Origin of the sequence: Gleimia hominis (assembly GCF_032085515.1) — a bacterium.
Classification (GTDB): Bacteria; Actinomycetota; Actinomycetes; order Actinomycetales; family Actinomycetaceae; genus Gleimia; species Gleimia hominis.
Window position 1 is genome coordinate 60,337 of record NZ_JASXSX010000004.1, and the last position, 25,509, is coordinate 85,845.

Here is a 25,509-nt window from a genome sequence, read left to right on the forward strand (position 1 = left end):
AATCGCATTACGAAAGGTTCACAATGGCTCAGAAACAAACGATTTTAGGGCGTATTACCCAGTTGGCAAAAGCGAATATTAACGCTTTGCTCGACCGGGCCGAAGACCCGCAAAAAATGCTGGACCAACTGGTGCGCGACTACACAAATTCGATCGCACAGGCAGAAGAGGCTGTTGCTCAGACTGTAGGGAACTTGCGGTTAGCAGAAAAAGATCTAGAGGCTGACCATGCGAACGCGAAAGAATGGGGGGCTAAAGCAGCGGCGGCATCAAAGAAAGCAGAGCAGGCTCGCGCAGATGGTGACACAGCGGGCGGCGAAAAGTGGGATAACCTCGCGAAAGTAGCTTTAGGTAAGCAGATTGACGCCGAACGCAGCGCGAAAGAAGCCGAACCGCTCATTGAGTCGCAGCGCGAAGTGGTAGAGAAACTGAAAGCGGGGCTCAGTGCCTCACGCGATAAGTTAGAAACCCTAAAAACTAAACGCGACCAGCTGGTCGCCCGCCAGAAGACGGCGGCTGCGCAGGCGAAACTGCAAGAAACCGTGGGGTCAATCGACGTGCTCGACCCGTCTACGGAGCTGTCGCGGTTTGAAGAAAAAGTGCGGCGCGAAGAAGCCCTCGCCCAGGGCCGGGCGGAAGTGGCCGCGGATTCACTGGACGCGCAGTTCGATGAGTTGGAAGCCGCGGGCGATCAAGCGGAAATCGAAGCGCGCCTAGCTGCCCTCAAGAACAATGGGCAAGAACAGTAGTAACTGAAGTACCTACCTGGTGGCGACGCGTTCCAGAACTCGCCGTGCAGTGTGGTCGTCGACCACCAGGTCGGTCACTACCCCCGCTTTTAGTGCCCCAATTAGAGGAATCGCCTTCGCCTCCCCCGCTACTACGCACAAGCGCCGGGGAATGCGCCGCAAAGTTTGCGGGGATGGGCCAGAGGCACGCCGGTTAATATCCATATCCGCATACGTGCCGTCCTCGCGGATCAGCACGGTACACACGTCCCCCACCACACCGGCACGGCGCGCGGCCTGCAGCTCCGCCTCATCCAAATAACCTGCGGAATACACGTGCGATGGCACTTCCCCACCGAAGGCCCCCACCCCGAACATGGCGACATCCGTTTTCTCAATCCGATCCAGCACCGCCATGACGGACCGTTCGCGCCACAGAGCCCGCTTAGTGTCCTCATAATCAAAAAACGCGGGTACCGGAAAGTGGATCATGTCCGCCCCAATCGCTTCTGCGGCGTGGGAAATCGTGGAATCAATGTAGCGCACGCCCGTCCCCATCGCCGACGCTGCCCCATTTAACTGCACGACCGTGGTGCCGGGAATGTCTTTATTGGGCAGGTGCCGCGTCACTTCCGCCGTCGTGTTCCCCCACGCGATCCCAAGCGTGCAGCCGGGTTTCAAAATATCCATGAGGCGTTCGGCCGCCACGCGCGCCACATTATCTAAGCGGTTCACCCCCGTGTCGTGCGTACGGACCCGCACCACGGTGGAGCGAATGTTGAACAGGTTATTGAGTTCACCCGCGAGCGTGCCGCGTTCCCCGGGGGATGCCGCAACTGTTATTTGCACGAGGCCGGATTCGCGGGCGTACGCTAACAGTCTAGAAACGGACGAACGCGACATCTGCAGGTACCTGGCAATGTTTTCCATCGTCTGCCCCTGCAGGTAGTACATTGAGGCCGCCTCGTGGGCCTGCGTATCACGAATACTCACGCTTACAGTGTGCCACGAGTCCTACTGTTCGGCGTCATTCCGGGGTTTACACCCAGTTTTGGTGTGATTGATACCGCATTTTACGAGTTTTGCGATAGACTCGAACTAGTTTTGTGGCTTAGCTCCACGACTATTCGACTTGTCCGCTACACATGGAAGTGAGCACGTAGATGCATACTCAGGAGAAATACGTTCTGGCCATCGATCAGGGTACGACATCGTCAAGGGCTATTGTTTTCAACCATTCGGGCGAGATTGTCTCGGTGGGGCAACTGGAGCATGAGCAGATTTTCCCTAAGGCCGGTTGGGTGGAACACAACCCGGTAGAGATCTGGTCGAATGTGCGTGAGGCCGTTGCGCAAGCCCTGTCGAAGGCACAGATTAACCGCCACCAGCTGGCGGCAGTGGGGATCACGAACCAGCGTGAAACCGCGGTGGTTTGGGATAAGAACACGGGTGAGCCGGTTTACAACGCAATCGTGTGGCAGGATGCCCGGACTTCTGAGATTATCCGGGAACTCGCTGGTGATGAGGGTCCAGATAAGTACCGTGAACGCTGCGGTTTGAACCTGACCACGTACTTCTCGGGCCCCAAGATCAAGTGGATTCTTGACAACGTTGAGGGCGCGCGTGAACGCGCGGAAGCAGGCGACCTATACTTCGGGAACACGGACTCGTGGGTGCTGTGGAACATGACGGGCGGTGTGAACGGGGGCGTGCACATCACGGACGTGACGAACGCGTCGCGTACCATGCTGATGGACATTAACACCCTCAAGTGGCGTGAAGATATTTGTGAGGACATGGGGATCCCAATGTCGATGCTGCCGGAGATCCGGTCTTCATCTGAGATCTACGGTTACGGCCGTAAGAACGGGTTGCTGATTGACACGCCGATTGCGGGTATTTTGGGTGACCAGCAGGCCGCCACGTTCGGGCAGGCTTGTTTCGAAAAAGGCATGGCGAAGAACACGTATGGCACCGGCTGCTTCATGCTGATCAACACCGGTGAGGAACCCGTGCAGTCCGAGAATGGTTTGCTCACCACCGTGTGTTACAAGCTGGGCGATAAGCCTGCGAAGTACGCGCTTGAGGGGTCGATCGCGGTAACCGGTTCGTTGGTGCAGTGGCTGCGCGACAACCTCAAGATGATTAGTTCTGCCCCAGAAATTGAGGGGTTGGCTAACTCCGTGAAGGACAATGGGGGCGTGTACTTTGTGCCCGCTTTCTCCGGCCTGTTCGCGCCCTACTGGAAGGATGATGCGCGCGGCGCGATCGTGGGGCTCACCCGGTTCAACAATGCGGGCCACTTGGCACGTGCAGTACTGGAAGCTACCGCATTCCAAACGCGTGAGGTACTGGATGCAATGAACGCGGATTCTGGTGTGGATCTAACGGAGCTGCGTGTGGACGGCGGTATGATCGCGAACGAAACCCTCATGCAGTTCCAGGCGGACATTCTGGGTACGGACGTGGTGGCTCCAGAAGTTGCAGAAACCACGGCGCTGGGCGCGGCGTACGCAGCTGGGATTGCCGTTGGGTTCTGGGATGGGGAACAGGACGTGATCGACAACTGGAATGAGGGCAAACGCTGGACCCCGGATATGGACGAGGAGCCGCGTGAGCGCACCTACCGGTTGTGGAAGAAAGCTGTGACCCGCACGTTCGACTGGGTTGATGACGACGTGCGTGACTCAGAGAAGTAACTCAGAAAAGTAACTCAGAGAAGTAAAAAGCACCGACAATCAGTCAGCCAGCCGTAGCTGCTGATAAACCGGTAGCTACGCGCAATCAAGTGGTGGCACGGACCGTTTCGGGTCCGCGCCACCACTTTGTGTTTGCGTTTGTATAGGCGCGGACGCGCACATGCGTTTACATAACCGCCGCGTTGCCTAAATAAAGCATTTGAGTAGATTTTTCACTCAAAGTGTGAGAAACCAAAATGCCCTCCCTCGCCCCAACCCACCGCGCACCTAACGCCCATGACCTGCACAAACAAGGGGATGCCCCCTCAGGAAACTGCACGTACGTGCACGCCAACCACTAGCCTGCGGGAATCTGTTACCCCTGGCTTCTAAAGAAAAACCCAACTAATAGGGTGGAAATGTAAGTGAACATTCGTGCAGACGATGTTGTCATTCAGTATCGTCCTATGCGCTCTCCCACATAGATGCACTGCTTCTGAACTACAAGGAGTCGTAATGAAGAAGCTTGAAACCGATGTCGTGGTCATCGGAGGTGGCGCCACCGGTGCGGGCGTACTCCGCGACCTCGCGATGCGTGGCTACCGCGCGATACTGCTTGAACGCGCCGACATGGCTCAGGGCACCACTGGGCGCTACCACGGCCTGTTGCACTCCGGTGGCCGCTACGTGGTTTCCGACCCGCGGTCAGCCACGGAATGTGCAGAAGAAAACGAGATCATCACCCGCATCCACCCGGACGCAGTGGAAGACACCGGGGGCCTGTTCGTAGTCACTCAGTACGACGACCCGGCGTTTGGCGACAAGTTCCTCAAGGGAGCAAAAGAAACCGGGGTGTGGGCCGAAGAGATTTCGATTGACGAGGCGCTGCGGCGCGAACCGCGGTTGGATCCGAAAACGAAACGGGCGTTCGCTGTACACGACAAGACCGTGGACGGTTGGGCAATGGTGTGGGGCGCGGTGCGGTCCGCACAAAAATACGGTGGCCAGGTGATGACCTACCACCGGGTAGAAGACATTATTGTAGAAAACGGCCAGGTAGTTGCCGTGCAGGCACACGGCACGAAAACTGGTAAGGACGTGCGGATCGACTGCCGGTTCGTAATCAACGCCGGCGGCCCGTGGTCGGGGCAGATCGCCGCGATGGCGGGGGCGCACGACGTGAACGTGGTTCCGGGCCGCGGCATTATGATTGCGATGAACCACCGGTTGGTGAACTCCGTGGTTAACCGCTGCATTTACCCAGCGGACGGGGACATCATTGTTCCGGTGCACACCGTGTGCATTATCGGCACCACGGACGTGGCGGTTGACGACCCGGATCACCTGGAAATCCCCCGCACGGAAGTGCAGCAAATGCTTGACGCGGGCGAAGCGATGATCCCCGGGTTCCGCAGCGCGCGGGCGGTACACGCCTGGGCGGGCGCGCGGCCTTTGGTGAAGGACACGCGCGTGGCTGCGGACGACACGCGCCACATGTCGCGCGGCATGTCGATTATCGACCACAAGCACCGCGACGACATCGCGGGTCTACTGACGATCGCGGGCGGTAAACTCACCACCTACCGGTTGATGGCGAAGAACATTGTGGACGTGATGGTTGACCAGTTGGGTGACGACAAGGTCTGCACAACTGATAAAGAAGCGATGCCGGGCACCGAGGTGGGTGACACCTACCAGGTGACGCACCGGTTGGAAGAGCGGGAGCACGACCGGTTTGATTCGCAGATCATTTGCGAATGCGAAATGATGAACCGCCGCATGTTCGAAGAACTGTTGGAACGCCAGCCAGACGCGACGTTCGACGATCTGCGCCGGCAACTGCGGTTAGGGATGGGGCCGTGTCAAGGTGGTTTCTGCTCCACCCGCGCTGCGGGCATTACCCAAGAGGCCGGCCATGGCAGTGCGGAGGATGTTACGAGTTTGCTGCGCCTGTTCCTCAAGAATAGGTGGATCGGGTTGTGGCCAATACTGTATGGGCGCCAAGTGCGCCAGACCGCGTTGGACGACTGGACTTACCAGGGCATTTTAGACATTGAGAACGTGCCCGAGGTGGATCCGAAAACTGTGAAAGCGCAGGATGTGCGATGAGTCGAGTAGTTGTTGTTGGTGCTGGGATTGCCGGTTTGACGGCCGCTTTGCGTCTTCGCGAAGCTGGGCATGAGGTAGTGCTCGCATCTAAAGGTATTGGTGGCCTGCAGTTGTCCCAAGGCACGGTGGATGTGCTGGGGTACCTGGAGGGAAACCGGGTGGATGATCCGCTGGGCGCGATCGACACGTACGGTTGGAAACCGGGTTTGCACGGGCCGCATCCGTACCAGGTGATTGGTTCGGGCGCCACGAAAGCAGGTGTGGAGTACTTGGCGCGCCTGTTGGGTGAGGATTACCTGGTTGGTGACCCGCATGTGAACAAGTGCTATCCCACGGCGATCGGTGGGGTTCGTCCCACGAACCTGGTGCCACCATCGATGGCAGCTGGTGAGTGTAAGGACGGCGCTCGGTTCATGATTGTGGGCTTGCGGCAGTTGAAGGATTTCTACCCGCAGTTGTGTGCGGGGAATTTGAACCGGACGGATCTGCCTGGGGGTGGCCGAGTTCAGGCCCGTCCCGTGTGGGTAGATTACGAGGTGCGGGAGAATGAGATTGACACTTCCGCCCTGAATTATGCGCGTGCCCTGGAAGATCCGCAGGTCCTGCAGGGTCTGGCGGATAAGGTTAAGGCCTTTTTGCATGAGGGTGAGTCCGTGGGGATGCCCGCCGTGTTGGGGGTGCACGGCACTGGGGTTTGGCAGCAGTTTGAACAGCTGGTGGGTGCCCCCGTGTTTGAGATCCCGCTGCCACCACCATCGGTGCCGGGAATGCGGCTGAATCAGCAGCTGACACAGCTGGTGAAAGATAAGCGCGTGTTCTTGATGCTGTCGGCTGAGGTGACGGGCGTGTCTGCGGAAGGTAACCGGGTTACGCACGTGACCGTTCAGGTTGCAGGGGCTGCGAAAGAGGTTGCCGCGGACGCGGTTGTGCTAGCTGCGGGTGGTTTTGAGTCCGGTGGTTTGATGATGGATTCGTATGGAACGATTTCGGAACGCGCCCTGGGGTTGCCGGTGACGGCGCGGGAGATCCCGGATTTGATTCACGGTGATTACTGGGGAGATCAGCAAGCTCTGTTCTCTGCGGGCGTGGCTGTGGATGAGGCGATGCACCCGCTAGATGAGGATGGCAACGTAGTTTATTCGAACGTGCATGTTGTGGGTGGCATGATTGCCGGGGCGATGCGTTGGCAGGAGAAGTCTGGTGAGGGCATTGCCTTAGGCTCCATGATCCGCGCGACAGATGCGATTGGTACGGCCGCTACTGAGGAGGAGAAGTAGTTATGAATCCGATTGAGATGGCCCGCGAGTCCGTGGCACGCGCCTCGCTGGATAACTGCGTGAAGTGCACGATTTGTGAGACTCAGTGCCCGGTTGCGCGGGTAACTCCCCTGTTCCCTGGGCCCAAATATGTGGGTCCGCAGGCGGAACGTTTGCGCGAAGGTAAGTCTGTGGACGTGTCTTTGGATTTGTGTTCAGGCTGTGGGATTTGCACCACCGTGTGCCCTCAGGGTGTGAAGATCGCGGAGATTAACGCACAGGCCCGGGCGGTGATGAAAGCCCAGCACGGGGCGCCGCTGCGAGACCGTTTGATTACGCAGACGACACTGATGGGGCAGGCGATGGCACCGGTGGCGCCGATTGCGAACGCGGCGCTGGGAATTAAGCCGCTGCGTAAGGTGATTGACAAGGTGATGGGGATTGATGAGAACGCCCCCATGCCGACGGCCCACGGGCAGACTTTGCGTTCGTGGTTGAAGAAACGCAAGCGCACGAGTAAGCCAGCTACGCGCGGTACCCTCGTGTTCTTCCACGGTTGTGCCGGTGGGTATTTTGAGGTGGAAACGTCGAAGCATTCCATTGAGGTTTTGGAGCACCTTGGGTACGAGGTGCTGGTACCAAAGCAGGGGTGCTGTGGGCTGGCGGAGCAGTCGAATGGTTTGTTTGACGGCGCGCAGAAGAAAGTGTTGAAGCTGTGTGATGACCTGATTAGTTCCGGTAAGGACCTGACGATCATTTCTTCTTCCGGTTCGTGCACGGGCATGTTGAAGCATGAGGCGCGCGAGATCATGGGGGTGGATGACCCACGGTTGGATGATGTGAGTACCCGCATCATGGAGACCAGCGAGTTCTTGTGGGACCTGTATTTGAAAGGTGAGTTACCCACGAACTTCCGTGAGTTGAATATGAAAGTTCCGTACCACCAGCCGTGTCAGGTGAAGAGCCAGGGCATGGGGATGCCTGCGGTGCCACTGATGGAGTTGATTCCCGGGGTTGAGGTGGTGGAGTCTGGTGAGCCGTGCTGCGGGATGGCTGGGACTTACGCCCTCAAGTCAGATAAATACGAGATTGCAGCGAAAGTGGGCGCTCCCCTGTTCGATCTGATTCGCCGCACGAACCCGAAGATTGCGGCGTGTGAGACGGAGACGTGCCGGTGGCATATTGCGAAGGGATCGGGTGCGAACCTGGTGCACCCGGTGAGTTTGATTCACTGGGCGTACGGTCTGCACGATGACCTGTTTGAGGGCGCGGTGCGGCCACCGAAGAAATAAGTGAGCGAACGTCCGCACAGGCGGACACGCGAGCGAACATGCGGCGGGCGAGCACGCGGACGCACAGGCGGACACGCGAACGTCCGCGCCAACGGACACGCGGCGGGCGTGCAAAAGGACGCACAATCGGACATGCGAGCGAACACGCAGCGGGCGTGCAAAAGGACGCACAAGCGGGCTTTGAGCTACTTTAATCGGTAGCCAGAGCCCGCTTTCGTGTTCACCGGTTTCGTGTCTGCCCAGCTTCCGCGTCAACCGCTTTCGCCTCCGCTACTTTCAAACGCGCGCCCGCATGCGCGTATCCCCTCCCCCGCTTTTGCGTGGGTTTGTGCAGTTTCTTCATGAGGTCCCGCGCGAGCGTAACCACGAGGTACACGATGCCCGCGAGGCACGCGATGGTGCCACCGGCGGACAGGTTCCAGTGCACGGCGACCGCCAGGCCCACCAGGCCGATACCGATCCCGAGCAACGGGGTTGTCCACAGGAGAGTACGCATGGACCTCACCTGGGGGTACAGGCATGCGGCGGGCGCGGCGATCAGCGCGATCGGGAGGATTGTTCCAACCGCGGGGATTACAGTTACGGTCGTCAAGCAGATGGCCGCTAGGATCACTGCTTCAGCTAGTGCCTCATGAAAACCGGCGGCACGGTAGGCAACGGGGTCGAAACTGTAGAACGTCAGGTAACGGCCCCCAAACCCCACGACCACCAGCAGAAGCAGCAGGTTCACGGCCAACGCACCCACGTCCACCGTGTTCACGTGCAGCAGGGAACCGGTTAGGAACGAGTCTATTTTCAGAGGCAAGGGGGCGAACCACTTGTTCAGAAAATAGCCGAGCGCGAACCCGAACGTGAGAATAATGCCGGCACTGGCCTGAGAAGACTGGCCGGGTACGCGCGCCAGGTAGCGCATTAACCAGATTGTGGGAATACAGATGAGGATTGCACCGACGAACAACATGATCGACAGCGTGCCGTAACTGGCGCGGGTTGCGAACACGGACTGGGCGATCCAAGCTGCTACCACCACCCCGATAATCGCGCCGGGGAAGGTGGCGTGAGTGAGGGATTCGGAGAAGAAAATCCGCGAGTGCGCCACCGCAAGCGCACCCACGATACCGGTGGCGGCGCCCATGAGGATCACTTCAACTACGGGTAGAAAGAGGATGTCCCAGATCATTAGTGTGCCTCCACGAATTCTGTGCGAGCGGAAGCGGTTTGTTTGCGTCCGGTTCGCAGCGCAGTGCGGTCGGTTCGCAGCGCAGTGCGGGCTGCGAGGGCAACGAAGTACAGGGCGATTACGGACAGGGCGACGGATGCTTGTGGAGAGACGGGGCGGGGCGCGGGGATGAGCATCATGAGCATGCCCAGGTACCCGCCGCCGATCCCCACCGCAATGGATATCGCCAGCATGGATCGCACGCGGCCGGCCAGTAGGCGCGCGGCCGCGCCGGGCACCACCAGGTAACCGATGACGAGCAGGCTACCCACTGCGGACGACGCGGCCGCCACGACCGCTGCGATCGCAACGTTTAGTACTAGGTCCGCGCGCAGCAGTGAAATCCCGCTGGCTGCGGTCCCAACCCTGTCGAATGCGCAGTAAATCTGGCCGCGCCACGCCAACACCACGAGCACGCCCGCGGCCAGGCACACGACGAGCGCCTGGGTTAGGCGATAGTCCGTCACTTCCAACAGCCGGCCGAACATGAGTGCTTCCAGCTGGCCAGACATGTCCCCTTTCTTGAGGGACAAGACAATTCCGAATGAGAAGAATGAGGTGAGCACTACTGCGGTTCCGGCTTCAGAGGTGCGCCCCACGTTTTGTCGGCTGAAGTAGGTTAACGCAAGGGCGGCGAGAACCGCGACAGCGGACGCTACGGGGATGATGGAGTCGATGCCGCCGTACACGGCGCCGGCAACGATGCCGGGGAACACGGAGTGGACCATGGCTTCGGCGTTGAACTCCGCGCACCGCAGGTTGATTACGACCCCGATGATGCCGCCCACGGTTCCGAGTACCACCAGCATCAGCAGGGGGCGGAACAAGAATGGTTCACTAGCCAGCAGATCCAGGCCGGGAATGTAGGTGCAGAGGATTCGCAGTTGTTCAAAAAGATTGGACATGGTCTCCATTACTGCACCTCCTGGTGGGCGTAGTATTCGTCGTGTCCGCCGTAGGCTTGGGCGAGTAGCTGGGAGCCGAAGATGTCGTCGCGGCTACCGAATGCAACTTGGTGCCCGTTGCCGAGCAGGCAGATTAGCTCACACACTTCGCGCGCCAGAACCAGGTCGTGGGTGGAAACTGCAACCGCCACCCCACTGGCTTTGACGCTGTTAATTATGCGCAGGAGGGCGTCGCGGTTGGGTTGGTCGAGTCCGTTAAAAGGTTCGTCTAATAGTAGTAGTTGTGGGCTTGAGGCTAGGCAGCGCGCGACGAGCACGCGTTGTTGTTGGCCGCCCGATAGGTTGCCGAACTTGTCGTCGGCGCGGTGCAGTAGGTCTACTTCTTTTAGGGCGGTTTGTACGCGTTCGCGCCCGCGTTGGTTTACCCGTTGCCAGAAGCTCATTTTTGGGTACAGGCCCATTTGCACTACGTCGCGTACGGTTACGGGGAAGGTTTGGTCGAGGTCACTGACTTGGGGGACGTATCCGATGGAACCGCGGGGCGCGTGGCCGGGTTGGTGCCCCAGGACCTGCACTTGACCTTCCGCTACGCGCACCATCCCTAGGACGGCACGTAGCCAAGTGGTTTTCCCCGATCCGTTTGGGCCAATCAACGCCATCGCTTGCCCGGGTTGCAACTGCGTGTTAACCCCCGTGACCACAGGGTCTCGGGTGTAGGCAAAGGCCGCATCCGTTATTTCGATGGCGGTGTTGGTGTGCTGTACGTCGTGCAAGTGTTCGCTCTCCCTCGTTCGCATCTGTGTTCTTCTGGTGGTCCGCATTTTGCCTCCCCTCATGAGCTGCATACTCATGAGGCAGCCCCGTCGGGCTAATCCCTCATGCAAGTTGGAGGACCTCATACAAATCGGAGGCCCTGAAATGCGGTAGGCGACAACGCAATGCGCAGTACCAGTGCACATTTGGACTGTGGAGAGGTTTAAGGCGGTTCCACTTTCAGTAGCAGTACTGTTCGGTGGTTCAGCTACAAGTTCCAAATGCACGCGTTACGAACGCATTGCGTTGCCAAGTCAATATTTAGTTATTCTTGAGGCGCTTTTTACTGCCTGTTTCATGAGCGGCTCTTAAGCCGCTTTTGGCGGCCCGTTTCAACGACAGTTTCAAGGCCCGTTTCAAGGGCCGTTTTAAGCCGCTTTAGGCGACTTCATTATTTTTTCGGTGCCCATTGGGAGAGACGGTCGGGCACCTGCGCTACTTTGCCATCCCACGCGGTAACCAGGTTGGTCACGTTGTGGAGGATGGACCCGATGTAGGTTTCCCCATCGGATCCGGGTTCCCCCAGGGAGTCGCCGTAGAGGGCTTCGTCTCCGATCACAGCTTTTACGCCGGCTACTTCCGCAACTTTTTGCACGGATTTGGGGTTGTTGGAGTTTTCCGCGAAAATCGCTACCGCTCCCGCATCTTTAACCTGCTTTGCAGTTTCTTTAATCTTATCTGCGGTGGCGTCTTGCTGGGAGTTGAAGTCCGACAGGGCGGCCCCTTCAAACTTCACGTTGAACTCGTTTGAGAAGTACCCGAACGCGTCGTGCGAAGTAAATAGCACCCGCTGTTTTTCCGGTACGCTGTCGAGTGATTCTTTCGCCCACTCGTCGAGTTCTTGTAGCCGCTCTAGGTACTTGTCCACGTGTTTCTTGAACAGGTCTTTATTCTTTGGTGACGCGACCTCTAGTGCGTGCCCAATGTTCTTCACTTGCACCATCGCGTTGTGCGGGGAAGTCCACACGTGCGGGTCGAACCGGAATTCTGGTTCGCTCTCCCCTTCTTCGGGCGGGAACGGCCACTTCGCCACGTCGACTTTGTCGATTCCTCGGTCTACTTTGTAGGGCAGTTTAGATTCTTTTTCTTGCTGCCCTTTGAGGTCATCAACGTCCGCCGCGCCCGCTACCCCAGCGGTGATGACCATCGTGCCTTTAAAGCCGGTGGACTGCACGGCTTGGTCGAGGAAGTGTTCTAGGTCCACGCCGGAGACGAAGAACAGGTCTGCATCCGCGAGCGCTTTCGATTGTTCGGGCGTCATTTCGTGTTCGTGGGCAGATGCGTTAGGAGCAAGTAGACACGTGAGGTCCAGCGTGCTCTTAGCGTTATCCCCTTCCGCTCCGAAGTGCTCTTTTTTGCCGTCAGATCCCATTCGGTTGAACGATAGTTGCGCGTCTTTGGAGTTATCGGTTGCTAACTGCGTGATGTAGTCGCACACCTGGGTGGTGGATGCAACGGCTTTCACGGTTTGCGTATCCGCGTTTGCCGATTCGTTTTCTTTTGCTGCTCCGGTTGTTTTATCTTGGCATCCCGCCAAGCCTGCGACTAGCAGCATGGTCGCAAGAGCGCCTGCGATGCGCTTTGTACTCTTATTGATAATCACGTTCATTAGCCTAACTTAGGTTACCCAAAGTTTCAATCCCTCGATATATTTCTACCTTACCTATCTATATATATTTATCGCCTTCACTGATCTTCTTGTAGGCATTCTCACACGGCCGCGTCTAACACAGGGTCCGCAGCTCAGAAATACCAGGCGCAAGAGGTTAAAAGAGGGTGCCAAAAAGGGCGGGTGCGTCGAAGCACACCCGCCCTATGGGGATCTAATGAATCCTCACCGATGCGGCAGTCGAGCCGTCGGTGGGGTTCGGATTATTCTACGGCCGAGGGATGTTCCTCATGTTGGAAGTAGCCATCGAAATGGCCTCCCCCATACCGCCGGACATCACCATTTTTGACATGGCGGTGGCGAAGCCGATCAGCTGCTCACCGGTGATTTTGGGGGGCAGCGAAAGCGCGTTCGGATCCGTGAGGACTTCCACCAGTGCCGGCCCGTTGTGCGAAAGGGCTTCTTGCAAGGTGGAACGCACATCTTTTGGATCAACCACGCGTTTCGACCAGAACCCAGCAGCCTTGGCGATACCGGCGTAGTTGACGTCATGCACGTCGGTGCCAAAGTCCGGCAGGCCGTCTACCAGCATCTCTAGTTTCACCATGCCCAGCGTCGCGTTGTTGAACACGACCACGGTGATAGGCAGGTCGTGGCAGCGGGCCGTCATGAGCTCACCGAGCAGCATGGACAGACCCCCGTCACCGGACACGGAGATCACTTGCCGCCCCGGGTACGCGGTCGCAGCCCCCACGGCTTGCGGGAGTGCGTTCGCCATAGACCCGTGTAGGAACGAGCCGATTAGCCGCCGCGTGCCCAGCGGGTCGATGTAACGGGCGGTCCACACGTTGCACATGCCGGTGTCCGCGGTGAATACCGCGTCTTTGTCCGCGAGTTCGTTCAACACGTGCGCAACAAACTCTGGGTGGATCGGTTTCATGTTCTCCACGTTCTTCGTGTACGCGTTCACCGTGGAGGTCATGAGCTTGCGGTGGCGCTTCAGGGTGGACTTTAGGAACCGGTCGTTCTTTTGTTCCACGAGGGGCAGCACGGCTCGGCATAGTTCGGCCACGTCCGCTTGGATCGGCAGGGTTATTTGGGTGCGCCGGCCAATCGCGTGTCCGCGCACGTCCACCTGCACGGTGGGAACGTCGGGGAGGAACTGGTCGTAGGGGAAGTCGGTGCCAAGCATGAGCAGCAGGTCGGCGTCTTTCATCCCTTCGGCGGCCGCGCCGTAGCCCAGTAGACCGGTCATGCCCACGTCGAACGGGTTGTCGTATTGGATCGCGTCTTTACCGCGCAGAGAGTGCCCAACCGGGGCGTTTAGACGCGCCGCCAGTTCCAGTACTTCACTGTGCGCGCCGGTAACACCGATACCTGCGAAGATCGCAACTTTCTTCGCTTTGTTAAGCATTTTAGCTAGCTGCGCCACGTCTTCGTCGGCCGGCACCATTCGGGGGCGGCGCGCTGGGATGTAGCGTGGCGTGGGTGCGGTCGTCTCCTCATGGGAAACGTCGCCGGGCAGGGTGACTACGGAAACGGATTTGAGGGACTGGGCCGTGCGGATCGCATCTGCGAACACGCGGGGGGCCTGGTCTGGGGTTGACACCATTTCGCAGTAGTCGGAGCATTCGGCGAAGAGTCGGTCCGGATGCGTTTCTTGGAAGTAGTGGCTGCCGATTTGCACGCTCGGAATGTGTGAGGCGATTGCGAGCACGGGGGCGCTTGAACGCCACGCGTCGAACAGGCCGTTAATTAAGTGTAGGTTCCCGGGTCCGCATGAACCAGCGCAGACGGCTAGTTCGCCCGTTAGCTGCGCGTCCGCGCTTGCGGCGAACGCAGCGGCTTCTTCGTGACGCACGTGGATCCAGTCGATTCCACCTTTTTTGGAACCACCAGTTTTACGTACGGCGTCCACTACCGGGTTGAGGGAGTCTCCGACGATTCCGTAGATCCTCTTCACACCCGCGTCCACTAGCTGAGCAACTAACTGCTCTGCAACGTTCATTGAATCCTCCTTAGCGAACCGCGCCTTGCGGACATTTCGCTATCGTCCCCATCATATTAAGGAAAACGGGGGTTCGTGTTGTGAGGTTCCTTGCAGGCCCCACACACCGGCTTTTAGTTACATTAAGTGTCACGAAAACCACTTCCGCGGATGTGGCGCGTAGCGATGGAAAGTGGTGCAGTTACTTCGGTGGCGATTGGCTTTGGAACGTACCGTGAAAATCAGTTAAGCGGTTGCAGTGCGAACTGTTTTGCGCAGCTATTCGTGCGCAACTTCACCCTTGAGAAACTTGTGGTGAACATGGTGGGAGCAATAAGCTAGTGGCAATTTGAGCCAAAATCGGGTGGCTCTAGAAGAGAGAGGGGAACGGTTCATGGCTTCTGCGCCAACAGTTACAAAGCAATCGACGCATTCGTCGCCTCCAACACCGGATGTGCCAGTGCGAAAAACAGATGAGGATTTCTCTTTTTCCGCTGTTCCTATTTCTAGCCGACGTTCCTTTTGGGCCGTCGGTTTTGTTATGCTCGGGTTCACGTTTTTCTCTGCGTCCATGTCGGTGGGTGCGAAGCTGGGTAACGGCTTAGATCTGGGTGGTTTCGCTGCCGCAGTTATTGTGGGCGGCCTGATCCTCGCGGTCTTCACAGGTTCGTTGGCTTACGTGGGTGCGAAAACGGGGATGGGAGTGGACGAGTTGGCGCGCCACTCGTTTGGCCGCTACGGCTCTTTCGTTCCTTCATTTTTGATTGCGTTTACGCAAATGGGTTGGTTCGGAGTGGGGGTGGCGATGTTCGCGATTCCCACGGGTGAGCTGCTGGGGATTTCCCCGTGGCCCATCGTGTTGATCGCGGGTGCGTTCATGACGGCTTCTGCCTTTTATGGGATTAAAGCCATTGAGATTGTGTCTTTCGTTTCCGTACCCCTCATAGCGATTTTGGGGACTTATTCGATGGTGACGGCCACGAATGCGGGTGGCGGCCTTGCGAATATTTTTGCCCATTCCACGGGGATGCCGGTTATCACGGGTGTGGGCATGGTTGTGGGTTCATTTATTTCCGGAGGGAGCGCGACCCCGAACTTCACCCGCTTCGCGGCTACGGCAAAGTCGGCGGTGGTGACCACGGTGGTGGCGTTCTTGCTAGGTAACACTTTGATGTTCTCGTTCGGCGCTGTGGGCGGGGCGTTCACGGGTAAGGACGACATTTTCTATGTGATGATCGCGCAGGGCTTAGCGATTCCAGCGTTGTTTGTGCTGGGTGCCAATATTTGGACGACCAATAATAACGCGCTTTACACCACGGGTTTGGGGTATGCGAATATCACGAAGCGTCCAACCCGTCCGATGGTGCTGATTGCTGGCGCCTTGGGCACACTCAGCGCCCTGTGGTTGTATGACAACTTTGTGGGTTGGCTAAGTTTTTTGAACGCAACACTGCCCCCGATTGGGGCGATACTGGTTGCAGATTTTGTAGCGAACCATAAGCGGTACATGCAGGTAGTGCGCCGGGTTGAAGAGGCGGATCGGCGCGGTTTCGTGGCGGACACGCACTCGGCGGGGTCGGCGCGTCCAGTGGCTTGGTTCTGTGTTGCTGGCGTGGTTGTTGGCGCAGTTGTTGGGTGGACGGTCCCGGTTGGGATTGCGTCTATTAACGCGGTGGTTGCTGCGGTGTTGGTGTACGCGGTTGGTCAAGTAGTGGAGAAGTTGAGGAAGGGTCGTAATGTCCACACTGCTTAAGAACGTTCGGATTGAAAACGATGCGCACCTGTCGAATATTCTTGTGCGCGACGGCAAGATTGCGCGCATTACCGCGGCGGACGACTCCCCTGCTAGCTCCGCGGCCAATGCACCCCAAGATGGAACTGCCACCAAAAACTCCCCCAGCGGCAACACTACCGTCGAGTCCCCCAGCGGCAACGCTTCCGTCGAGTCCCCCAGCGGCAACGCTTCCGTTGATGAAGGTGCGACCGTTGCTGAAGGCGTGGAGGTTCGTGATTGTGGGGGCCGTTTGGTACTGCCCCCGATTGTGGAGTCGCACGTGCATTTGGATGCGACGATGACGGAGGGCGATCCCCATCCGAACGAGTCGGGAACGCTGTTTGAGGGCATTGAGATTTGGTCCAAGCGTAAGCAGCGTTTGACGGCTGAGGATGTGAAGGAGCGGGCGCTGCGGGCGATCCGTCAGCAGGTGCGGTTCGGGGTTCAGTTTGTGCGTTCGCACGTGGATGTAACGGATCCGAATTTGACGGCGTTGCGGGCGTTGTTGGAGTTGCGTGAACAGTTGCGTGACCAGGTGACGTTGCAGTTGGTGGCGTTCCCTCAGGAGGGAATTGATTCGTTCCCGAATGGGCGTGCTTTGATGCGTGAGGCGGCTCAAATGGGGGTGGATGCGATTGGGGCGATTCCGCATTTTGAGTTTACGCGGGAGTATTCAGTTTCGTCGTTGAACTTTGCGTTTGAGTTGGCGCAGGAGTTCGGTTTGTTGATGGATGTGCATTGCGATGAAATTGACGATGAGGCGTCGCGCGGTTTGGAAACGTTGGCTACCCGGGCGTATGAGGCGGGTGTGGGCGCGCGGGTGACGGCGTCGCACACGACGGCGATGCATTCGTACAATAATGCGTATTTTGTGAAGTTGTTGCGGTTGTTGCAGCTCAGTGGGATTAATTTTGTGTCTAATCCGATGGTGAATACGCATTTGCAGGGCCGATTGGATACGTATCCGAAGCGGCGTGGGGTGACGCGCGTGCCGGAGCTCACGGAGGCGGGTTTGAACGTGTCGTTTGGGCAAGATGACATTGTGGATCCGTGGAATCCGCTGGGGACGGGCTCGTTGCGGGACGTGACGTTGTTTGGTTTGTATGTGACGCAGATGATGGGTGCGGCGCAGATTGATGGTTCGTACCGGTTCATTACGCATAATGGGGCGCGTACTTTGAACCTTGAGGGGTATGGCATCGCGGAAGGCAATGATGCGAACTTCATTGTGTTGGGCGCGAGGTCGTGGCGGGAGGCATTGGCGTTCCATGCGCCGGTGGTGGCGTCGTATCGGCGAGGCCGGTTGTTGTTTGAGTCCACAGAACCAGATCGGCAGTGGCATATGTAACATTTTCACGGCTGCTGCATGCCGCCGCGCACACTAAACCAGGCAACTAAACAGGACACTCCTGTTTAACAGCTAAACAAAAAGGGGGCTGAGTACACAACGTACTCAGCCCCCTCTTATTCGCTACTTGCAACTACAAAGAGTCGGTCTAACTACATTTTAAGACTGCCCTAGCTGCACGCTTACGCCATCAAAGAAGTAGTTTCTCCCCGACTTACGCATGCACACAGCTGTCTAACTGCGGGCTTACAACTCCCCCAGTTCCACGGCTACGTCTTGGATGTCGTGGAATATGTCCTGCAGGGCCGGGAAGATCTTGCGGTGCACACCCATCCATTTGCGGTACCGGTCGTGGGTTTTCGCATCCGGTGTCGTCCGCTCCCCCAAATGCGCCATCGCTGAGGCCGCATGCGCCGCATCGTCGTAATAACCAATCCCCACGAACGCGAGCGCCGCCGCCCCCTGCGCCGATGCTTCCTCAACTTCTGAACGCACAATCTCCACGCCGGTAACATCACAAATAATCTGCCGCCACAACGCAGACCTGGAGCCACCACCTACCGCGCGCAGCTCACGCACCGGCGCCGCCCCACCACGGGCTAGACCCTCAAGATTTAAAGCCAACTCAAACGCCATGCCCTCCAACAAAGAACGGTACGCATGCGCCCGCGTGTGCCCAGACCCATAACCAACAACCGCGCCCCGCGCAAACGGATCCCAATACGGCGCCTGCACCGCATTCCAATACGGCAGTGACAACAACCCCTCGCAACCCGCTGGCACCTGGGCGGCAGCGGCTTCCAACTTGGGGTCCGGTGCGCCCTCCAACGCCGGATCGTTGAACTCCCGGCGGAACCAGTTACCAAGCACCGAACCGGAGTTCTGCACCGACTCCAACACGAACCAACCCGGAATCCCCGCCACTAACGCGCGATACTGCTTAGAGAACCGGTACTCATCCGCATGCACACCCGCCACAATCGACGTCCCAATATTCACATACGCCACCCCCGGCTCCGTCGCCGCAGTCCCCAAACCAGCCGCCTGCCCATCACCCAAGCCCGCGACCACAACCACGTCCTCAAGCCCCCACTGGGCAGCAAGCTCTGGTAACAGTGGCCCCACGACCTCACCGGGCTTAGCCAATTCCGGCATCTGCTCCGCCCGCACACCAGCCATATCCAACAGGGTCGGCGACCACGTCTGCGCCGCAATATCAAACAAATTCAACGTATCCGCACTACCCGTCGACGACACCCACCGGCCCGTCAACCCATGCGCCACATACGCATGCACATCCACCACCAGGTGTGCGCGCTCAAACACCTGCGGTTCATGCTCCTTCAACCACGCCATCTTATACAACGCCGACGTCGTATCCGCCGGCTTCCCCGACAGCTCATGCACCGCATCCGAACCCAACCGGTTGATCTGCTCACCAGCACGCGAATCCAACCACAAAATCGCCGGACGAATCGCCTCCCCACGCTCATCCAACGCCACAAACGTCTCCCGCTGATGCGTAATCCCCATCGCCTTCACCCGCGCCCGATCCTGCGCCGACAACTGCGCCACCGCCTGCGCAACCGCCTCCTGCGTAGAAGACCACCACTGACGCGGATCATGCTCATACTGATGCATATGAGGCGTGAAAAACTCAATGCGCGACCGACCCGTAGCCAACACGTGGCCACCCGCATCAATCACCACAGCCTTTGTGGCGGACGTAGACGAATCAATCCCAATAACTAACGGCTCCAACGCAATATCCTTCCACGCACACAGCGAACTAGCCTTACAAAAACTGCTATACCCCTATCGTATCGAACAGTCGGCTACACTCGCCCCGCAGGCACGCAGGCGCGTTCCCGCAGTTCCCTAAAGTACAGGCGTGCTTCCACCATCCACGCGCAAGCCAGTGCCCGTAATGTACGCAGCTTCTTTAGACGAATAAAACACCACGGCCGCGGCTAGTTCCTCAGGCTTCCCCAAACGCTTCACAGGAATACTATTTTCAAAACGTTCCCGCACGTCCTGAGGGGAAACGCCCTCGCGCTGCGCCGCGTCTGCATCCAACTGATCTATCCGCGGCGTCAAAATCCGCCCCGGATGCACTACGTTCACGGTCACGCCACTTGCCCCAACCTCAAGGGAAAGTGCTTTCAAATACCCTGCCAGCGCCATCCGCCCCATCGAAGACAACACCAGCTGCTCAGAAGGTGTTTGCACCGCCACTGAACCAACCGCAATAATCCGCCCCCAACCCTGCTTCTGCATATGCGGTAAACAGCGATTAACCAGCGCTATATGCGGCTTCACCAGGCGATTCATCGCCTCGTCCACATCTTTAGGTTCCACCGTCGTGGGTTTCCCCGGCCGCGGCCCCGGACCATTGAGCACCAGCACATCAATCGGCCCGAACACGGCCTCACACGTAGCTGCCGCATGCTCCACAGACGCTAAATCCTCAACGTCCATAACCGCGCCATCAGCTTCCCCGCCAGCCTCGAGCACCTGCTCCACCACTGTTTGCACGCGCGCTTGAGTACGCCCCGTTACGAACACGCGCGCGCCCTCAGCCGCTAACTCAACAGCGCTAGCACGCCCCAAACCCGACGTGGACGCGGCTACGAACGCCACTTTGTTGGTTAACCCCAGATCCATCAGAGCCCCTCCTCTGGTTACGCGTCACATTTCTACAAGACTAACGCGTAACCAGTTCCAGCGGCTCCATTACGACAGTTTCTTCACCAGTGGGAACGTGATGGTCTCGCGAATCCCCTGGCCGGTGAACGCCATCAGCAGGCGATCCAGGCCCATGCCCATCCCACCCGTGGGCGGCATGCCCTGCTCCATGGCTTCCAAGAAGTCCTCGTCCAAACTCATGGCTTCCTCATCACCCTGCGCCGCCGCGAGCGACTGCTCCACCAATCGTTCGCGCTGCACCACCGGGTCCACCAGTTCCGAATACGCGGTCGCCAACTCGAACCCACGAATATACAGGTCCCACTTCTCCACGACACCCGGTTTCGAACGATGCTGACGCACCAGCGGCGACGAATCCACCGGGTAATCACGCACAAACGTGGGTTCATACAAGTCATCACCCAACGCGGCCTCAAAAATCTCTTCCGCAATCTTGCCATTCACATAGTGATCCGGAATATCCAACCCGAACTCACCGGCAATGGCCAGCAGCTCCTCACGCGGCGTATCCACCGAGAATTCCCGCCCCAAAGCGTCCGCAGTTGCCTCAAACATAGAAATCTCACGCCAAGAACCCGACAGGTCGTACACGGAACCGTCCGGCAACGTCACCTGCTCCGAACCCATCGCATCCCGAGCCGCCTTCTGAATAAACTCCCGCGTCCGCCGCGCCATCGAATCGTACGTGCCATACGCCTCGTAGGCCTCCAGCATCGTGAACTCCGGGGAATGCGAAGAATCCGCCCCCTCGTTACGGAAGTTACGATTAATCTCAAAAACCTTGTCAACCCCGCCCACAACGGCGCGTTTCAAAAACAACTCCGGGGCAATACGCAAAAACAAGTCCGTGTCATACGCGTTCATGTGCGTCGTGAACGGCCGAGCCGCCGCACCCCCATGAATCGTCTGCAACATCGGAGTTTCAATCTCAATGAACCCCGCGTCATGGAAGTACTCCCGCAGCGAATACACCACGTTCGCACGCACCCGCACCATGTCCCGCGCTGCAGGGCGCACAATCATATCCAAATAACGCCGGCGCACCCGCTGGTCCTCCGACAGGGTCATCGCAGTACCATCATCAGTTACAAACGCCTTCGGCAGTGGCCGCAACGCCTTCGACGCAATCCGCCACGCAGCTTCATCTTCCGTGGCCTCCGCGAACACCGACAGTTCCCCGCGTTTAGAACGAATCGGACGGCCCCGCACAAACAGGTGATCACCCAAATCCACCAGCGATTTGAAAGACTTCAAAGAATCCGCGCCCACAGCCTTCGCCGAAAGCATTGCCTGCAACTGGTTCCCCGCCCCATCCTGGAGCACCACGAACTGCAACTTACCGGAACCACGCACCGCCATCACGCGGCCAACCAAACCCACAACATCCTGGGATTCCTCTTCTTCCCCCAAAGATTCGTAGGCCTCACGCACCTGCGCGATCGTGGTGGTTATGGGAAGTTCAACCGGATACGGATCCACCCCCGCATCCAACATTTCCTGCCTTTTGTTTGCCCGCACCCGCACCTGTTCAGGCGCGTTTTCTAGAAAGTCTTTCATTTTACTCACGCTCTAATGTTACCTAATGCAATACTCGTGTCCGCCTGCTCTACCGCAACGGACTACGTAACGGACCTTCGCCTCCGGTGGCGTTTTCTAACCCGGCGGGGACCGAGGCTGGGTCGTCCCCCACATGTATCTGCCGGTTGCGTTCGTCTACAAGTACGACGCGGCCACGCCACCCTTCCAGCTGAGATTGTGGGACTTGCGCATACGCAATTATTATAACGACTTCCCCTTTATTTATGAGGTGAGCGGCCGCCCCATTCACCTGGATTCCACCGCTGCCGGGCTGGCCTGCAATGGCGTACGTAGACAAGCGCGCTCCCGAGGTGACGGACACAACGTCCACCTTCTCCCCCTCAACGATGCCGGCCGCCTCCAGCAGGTCCGAGTCAATCGTTATCGACCCCACGTAGTGCAGGTCCGCGCTCGTAACTGTGGCCCGGTGGATTTTGCCACTCATCAGAGTCCGATAAACCTCTGCCATTCATTTCACCTCAAGAATCAAATTGTCAATCAGCCGCGTAGCCCCCACTTTTGCTGCCACCGCTAGCACCCCCGTGCCATGCGTGATGGGTTGGAACGTGGTGGGGTCAACGAGCGCCACATAATCCACCTCAATGCCCGGCTGCGTCAGTGCTTCTAGGGTTTTGTGCACAATCATTTTTGCGTCCGCACCGGTTTGCGCTGCCTGTGCGCCCGTTTGCAGTGCTTTTGATAGCCCGAGGGCCTTTGCGCGCTCGGATTCCGACAGGTACGCGTTGCGCGAAGACAGCGCTAGGCCGTCGCTGCTACGCACAATCGGAGCCCCAACAATCTCAATCCCCATGTCTAGGTCGCGCACCATTTGCCGCACAATCGCCAGCTGCTGGGCGTCTTTTTGCCCAAACACGGCCACATCCGGGCGCACCAAATTGAACACTGTGTTAACTACCAGGCACACACCCGCAAAATGCGTGGGCCGCGTTTTCCCTTCCAGCACCTTGGCTGTGGGCCCCGGGTCGATCCGCACCTGCGCTTCGCCATGCGGATACATTTCTTCTGCCGATGGGGCAAACACAAGGTCCGCTCCCACCTGCGCTAGGGCGTTCAAGTCTTTTTGGAGGTCCCGTGGGTAGGCCTCAAAATCCTCGCCGGGCGCAAACTGTGTGGGGTTCACAAAAATGCTCACCACCACATGGCCGGCGCGCTGCGCCGCTGCCTTCACCAATGACAAGTGCCCCTCATGCAGAGCCCCCATTGTCATAACTAACCCCCGCTGCCCAGACATGCTTGTCAACGCACGTTTGAGTTCCTCACGGGTTTTAACAACCTTCGGTTCGTTTACCACGACCCCTCCTTCGCGGTAAATCTTACCGCGCCCGCGTGCTAACAACGAAAACCATCAAACAGGTGGGGCACTTTCTTAACAAGAGAGGATATAGCCGCGGAAACCGCTGCACTCTAATGACCGCGCGGGCCCAGTTGCAGCCTGGTAAGCCCGCAGGCCCAGCCGCAGTCTAATAAGCCCGCAGGCCCAGCTGCACTCCAACAAGTGGAGGCTAAGCCGGGCCTGCGGGACCGCACCCGCCGCAATGGCACTCGAAATGGTGCCACCGCGTTTAGTTGCGCCTAGGCGAGTGGGCGGCGTGGCACAATCTCTGGGTTAGCGGTTACCACAGACGCGGCCTGCTCATCGGAAGGCAATGTCTCTGCCTTCGCCAGGTCCGCGGTGCGCTGCCGGTAAGAATCCAGCTCCCGCTTGCGCGTTTGCTCATCCCAACCCAACTCTTTACGCATCAAATCCGCCACTTCCGGAGCTGCAGCCACCCCGCGGTCACGCTGCTCCAAATCCAGACGCACCCTGCGGACCAGCACGTCCTCAAGATGCAAAGCACCTTCAAAACGGACGGCGGCCACAACCTCAGCACGCAAGAACTGCGGCGCTTCCTTCAAAGGCTGCGCCAAATCCGGGTCTTCCTCAAGCAAATCCAAAACCCGGTCAATCTCCGCCCCATAACGATCCAGCAGCGACTCCACGCGCGCAGCTGTCCACCCGTATTTACTGGCAATCGCAGGTGCACGCCGGGCTGTAGCGAAGAATCCTTCCGCACCCACCAGGGGCACGTTTTCGGTAATCGAAGGCCGACGCTTCGCTTCTGCCTCTCCAAGCGCGAAATCCACTGCGTCTTGCGCCATCGGCCGGTATGTGGTGAGCTTACCGCCCGCAATCACCGTCAAGTTCGGGGCCGCAGCCGTCACCGTGTGCTCGCGAGACACCTTGGTTGACTGCGTCTTATCGCCCTTCACCCCAGGTTGCAGCAGCGGGCGTAATCCCGCGTAAACACCAATAATGTCCTCGCGCGTCAACGGGTCCGCAAGAATCTCGTTCGCGTGGTCCAGCACGTAATCCACATCCGCTTTGGTAGCCACCGGGCGCGAAATGTCCTGCTCGTACGGCGTATCCGTCGTGCCAATCACCCAGTAGCGCTGCCACGGAATAATGAACAGCACGGACTTCTCGGTACGCAAGAAGATCCCGGTTTGCGCGTTAATGCGTTCGCGGGGCACCACAATGTGAATCCCCTTCGAGGCCAGCACCTTCAACCCACCGTCGGTGCCCCCGAGTTTCTCCGTCTCTTCGGTCCACACCCCGGTTGCGTTAATAACGTGGCGCGCCTTTACTTGCATTTCTTTGCCCGACTCTAAATCGACGATACGCGCGCCGTTCACCGCTCCACTAGCGGTCTTGGTAAGTCCCACCACCTGGGTGCGCGAGGCCGCGAGCGCTCCAAAGCCAGACGCGGTCCGAACCAGGTCAACCACCAGGCGCGCGTCGTCAACCCGGGCGTCGTAGAACCGGATGGCGCCTGTTAGCGCAGACGGTTTAATCCCGGGGAACAGTTTCATGGCGCCGCTGCGTGAGTAGTGCTTCTGCACGGGCACGGATCCGCGGTGCGCCCACTGTGCCATCGCGTCGTACATGCCGACCCCTACCGCGGAGTACGCGCGTTCCACCACGGGGGTTTTCAGTGGCCACAAGAACGGTTGGGCTTTCACCAGGTGGGGTGCGGTTTTAGTAAGAAGCAGGCCGCGTTCCTTCAGCGCTTCTGCAACCAGTGCGAAATCGAGGTTATATAGGTACCGCAGTCCGCCGTGAACTAGTTTTGAGGACCACGCGGAGGTACCGCTGGCCCAGTCCCCCGCTTCTACAACGGCTGTGCGTAGCCCGCGTGAAGCGGCGTCGAGCGCGATTCCCGCTCCGGTTACGCCACCACCGATCACGAGGATGTCCACGCCCTCTTCGTCCGTCATATCTTTCAACGCCTGGGCACGGGAGTGAGCCGTGAGGAATGTGTTTTGCTCTCGCATTCTGAACCTCCTGTTGTATTGCTACGGCTGTGCTTAGAACCAGCCGTGGTGTTGACGGCTGTGTCAAGCGTTTGAGGCACTACCCGCAGGGCACTAATCCCGAGGCAATACCTCCAGTCACCAATTTAGGTTACAGCAACGTTACTAAATTCGAAAGTTTTCTCAACGAGAACG

General features: G+C 58.4%; 19 protein-coding genes. 7 read left to right on the forward strand and 12 right to left on the reverse strand.

What is annotated here, in order from left to right:
* Positions 1-23 precede the first annotated feature (23 nt).
* Positions 24-749: a PspA/IM30 family protein gene (locus QS713_RS08115; RefSeq protein WP_313274315.1), complete on the forward strand. Its 726-nt coding sequence runs from the start codon at positions 24-26 to the stop codon at positions 747-749.
* Positions 750-761: 12 nt separating this feature from the next.
* On the opposite strand, the gene QS713_RS08120 is transcribed toward QS713_RS08115, so the two are convergent.
* Positions 762-1,682: a sugar-binding transcriptional regulator gene (locus QS713_RS08120; protein WP_376779581.1), complete on the reverse strand. Its 921-nt coding sequence runs from the start codon at positions 1,680-1,682 to the stop codon at positions 762-764.
* A 209-nt stretch (positions 1,683-1,891) separates the two neighbouring features.
* Here QS713_RS08120 and glpK point away from each other — a divergent pair, with 209 nt between their 5' ends.
* From glpK to QS713_RS08140, 4 genes are all read left to right on the forward strand, one after another.
* Complete coding sequence (gene glpK / locus QS713_RS08125; protein WP_313274320.1) at positions 1,892-3,427, forward strand: glycerol kinase GlpK; 1,536 nt, start codon at positions 1,892-1,894, stop codon at positions 3,425-3,427.
* A 495-nt stretch (positions 3,428-3,922) separates the two neighbouring features.
* Positions 3,923-5,515, forward strand: coding sequence for an anaerobic glycerol-3-phosphate dehydrogenase subunit GlpA (gene glpA / locus QS713_RS08130; RefSeq protein WP_313274322.1), 1,593 nt, complete (start codon positions 3,923-3,925; stop codon positions 5,513-5,515).
* Positions 5,512-6,792: a glycerol-3-phosphate dehydrogenase subunit GlpB gene (gene glpB / locus QS713_RS08135; RefSeq protein ID WP_313274325.1), complete on the forward strand. Its 1,281-nt coding sequence runs from the start codon at positions 5,512-5,514 to the stop codon at positions 6,790-6,792. Before glpA ends, glpB begins: the two co-directional genes overlap by 4 nt.
* A gap of 2 nt (positions 6,793-6,794) precedes the next feature.
* Positions 6,795-8,063 (forward strand): anaerobic glycerol-3-phosphate dehydrogenase subunit C, encoded by a 1,269-nt coding sequence (locus QS713_RS08140; RefSeq protein WP_313274328.1) that lies wholly within the window; start codon positions 6,795-6,797, stop codon positions 8,061-8,063.
* A 220-nt stretch (positions 8,064-8,283) separates the two neighbouring features.
* Here the strand turns inward: QS713_RS08140 and QS713_RS08145 are convergent, their stop codons facing one another.
* From QS713_RS08145 to QS713_RS08165, 5 genes are all read right to left on the reverse strand, one after another.
* Entirely contained in the window at positions 8,284-9,243 is a 960-nt protein-coding gene (locus QS713_RS08145; protein WP_313274332.1) for a metal ABC transporter permease, read from the reverse strand.
* Positions 9,243-10,196: a metal ABC transporter permease gene (locus QS713_RS08150; RefSeq protein ID WP_313274334.1), complete on the reverse strand. Its 954-nt coding sequence runs from the start codon at positions 10,194-10,196 to the stop codon at positions 9,243-9,245. The genes QS713_RS08145 and QS713_RS08150 overlap by 1 nt, the downstream gene beginning before the upstream one ends.
* On the reverse strand, positions 10,196-10,984 hold the full coding sequence (locus QS713_RS08155; protein WP_313274336.1) for a metal ABC transporter ATP-binding protein: 789 nt from the start codon (positions 10,982-10,984) through the stop codon (positions 10,196-10,198). The genes QS713_RS08150 and QS713_RS08155 overlap by 1 nt, the downstream gene beginning before the upstream one ends.
* A 407-nt stretch (positions 10,985-11,391) precedes the next feature.
* Positions 11,392-12,609, reverse strand: coding sequence for a metal ABC transporter substrate-binding protein (locus QS713_RS08160; protein WP_313274338.1), 1,218 nt, complete (start codon positions 12,607-12,609; stop codon positions 11,392-11,394).
* 268 nt (positions 12,610-12,877) lie between these two features.
* Entirely contained in the window at positions 12,878-14,617 is a 1,740-nt protein-coding gene (locus QS713_RS08165) for a pyruvate dehydrogenase (protein ID WP_313274340.1), read from the reverse strand.
* Positions 14,618-14,990: 373 nt separating this feature from the next.
* Here QS713_RS08165 and codB point away from each other — a divergent pair, with 373 nt between their 5' ends.
* Together codB and codA are read left to right on the forward strand one after the other, a co-directional pair.
* Entirely contained in the window at positions 14,991-16,349 is a 1,359-nt protein-coding gene (gene codB, locus QS713_RS08170) for a cytosine permease (protein WP_313274342.1), read from the forward strand.
* On the forward strand, positions 16,333-17,718 hold the full coding sequence (gene codA / locus QS713_RS08175; RefSeq protein ID WP_313274344.1) for a cytosine deaminase: 1,386 nt from the start codon (positions 16,333-16,335) through the stop codon (positions 17,716-17,718). The genes codB and codA overlap by 17 nt, the downstream gene beginning before the upstream one ends.
* A gap of 246 nt (positions 17,719-17,964) precedes the next feature.
* Here codA and QS713_RS08180 read toward each other — a convergent pair whose 3' ends face one another.
* The 6 genes from QS713_RS08180 to QS713_RS08205 all read right to left on the reverse strand — a co-directional run bounded on the left by QS713_RS08180 (position 17,965) and on the right by QS713_RS08205 (position 25,335).
* Positions 17,965-19,479: a xylulokinase gene (locus QS713_RS08180; RefSeq protein WP_313274346.1), complete on the reverse strand. Its 1,515-nt coding sequence runs from the start codon at positions 19,477-19,479 to the stop codon at positions 17,965-17,967.
* Between the two features lie 117 nt (positions 19,480-19,596).
* Positions 19,597-20,382: an SDR family oxidoreductase gene (locus QS713_RS08185; protein ID WP_313274348.1), complete on the reverse strand. Its 786-nt coding sequence runs from the start codon at positions 20,380-20,382 to the stop codon at positions 19,597-19,599.
* Between the two features lie 69 nt (positions 20,383-20,451).
* The gene (gene lysS / locus QS713_RS08190) at positions 20,452-21,981 is read right to left on the reverse strand and encodes a lysine--tRNA ligase (protein ID WP_313274391.1); all 1,530 of its coding nucleotides are present in this window, start codon (positions 21,979-21,981) and stop codon (positions 20,452-20,454) included.
* A gap of 49 nt (positions 21,982-22,030) precedes the next feature.
* Positions 22,031-22,471 carry an aspartate 1-decarboxylase gene (panD, locus tag QS713_RS08195; protein WP_313274351.1) on the reverse strand — a complete coding sequence of 147 codons (441 nt, stop codon included), beginning with the start codon at positions 22,469-22,471 and terminating at the stop codon, positions 22,031-22,033.
* Complete coding sequence (gene panC, locus QS713_RS08200) at positions 22,472-23,314, reverse strand: pantoate--beta-alanine ligase (protein WP_313274353.1); 843 nt, start codon at positions 23,312-23,314, stop codon at positions 22,472-22,474.
* 281 nt (positions 23,315-23,595) lie between these two features.
* Complete coding sequence (locus tag QS713_RS08205) at positions 23,596-25,335, reverse strand: glycerol-3-phosphate dehydrogenase/oxidase (protein WP_313274356.1); 1,740 nt, start codon at positions 25,333-25,335, stop codon at positions 23,596-23,598.
* Positions 25,336-25,509: the final 174 nt, after the last annotated feature.

Coding starts and splice junctions, on each gene's coding strand:
- QS713_RS08120 (WP_376779581.1), bottom strand. CDS start 1,682: ATGTACTACCTGCAGGGGCAGACGATGGAAAACATTGCCAGGTACCTG.
- panD (WP_313274351.1), bottom strand. CDS start 22,471: ATGGCAGAGGTTTATCGGACTCTGATGAGTGGCAAAATCCACCGGGCC.
- QS713_RS08150 (WP_313274334.1), bottom strand. CDS start 10,196: ATGGAGACCATGTCCAATCTTTTTGAACAACTGCGAATCCTCTGCACC.
- codB (WP_313274342.1), top strand. CDS start 14,991: ATGGCTTCTGCGCCAACAGTTACAAAGCAATCGACGCATTCGTCGCCT.
- QS713_RS08140 (WP_313274328.1), top strand. CDS start 6,795: ATGAATCCGATTGAGATGGCCCGCGAGTCCGTGGCACGCGCCTCGCTG.
- QS713_RS08155 (WP_313274336.1), bottom strand. CDS start 10,984: ATGCGAACGAGGGAGAGCGAACACTTGCACGACGTACAGCACACCAAC.
- glpB (WP_313274325.1), top strand. CDS start 5,512: ATGAGTCGAGTAGTTGTTGTTGGTGCTGGGATTGCCGGTTTGACGGCC.
- glpK (WP_313274320.1), top strand. CDS start 1,892: ATGCATACTCAGGAGAAATACGTTCTGGCCATCGATCAGGGTACGACA.
- QS713_RS08165 (WP_313274340.1), bottom strand. CDS start 14,617: ATGAACGTTGCAGAGCAGTTAGTTGCTCAGCTAGTGGACGCGGGTGTG.
- QS713_RS08160 (WP_313274338.1), bottom strand. CDS start 12,609: ATGAACGTGATTATCAATAAGAGTACAAAGCGCATCGCAGGCGCTCTT.
- QS713_RS08115 (WP_313274315.1), top strand. CDS start 24: ATGGCTCAGAAACAAACGATTTTAGGGCGTATTACCCAGTTGGCAAAA.
- glpA (WP_313274322.1), top strand. CDS start 3,923: ATGAAGAAGCTTGAAACCGATGTCGTGGTCATCGGAGGTGGCGCCACC.
- QS713_RS08205 (WP_313274356.1), bottom strand. CDS start 25,335: ATGCGAGAGCAAAACACATTCCTCACGGCTCACTCCCGTGCCCAGGCG.
- lysS (WP_313274391.1), bottom strand. CDS start 21,981: ATGAAAGACTTTCTAGAAAACGCGCCTGAACAGGTGCGGGTGCGGGCA.
- codA (WP_313274344.1), top strand. CDS start 16,333: ATGTCCACACTGCTTAAGAACGTTCGGATTGAAAACGATGCGCACCTG.
- QS713_RS08185 (WP_313274348.1), bottom strand. CDS start 20,382: ATGGATCTGGGGTTAACCAACAAAGTGGCGTTCGTAGCCGCGTCCACG.
- QS713_RS08145 (WP_313274332.1), bottom strand. CDS start 9,243: ATGATCTGGGACATCCTCTTTCTACCCGTAGTTGAAGTGATCCTCATG.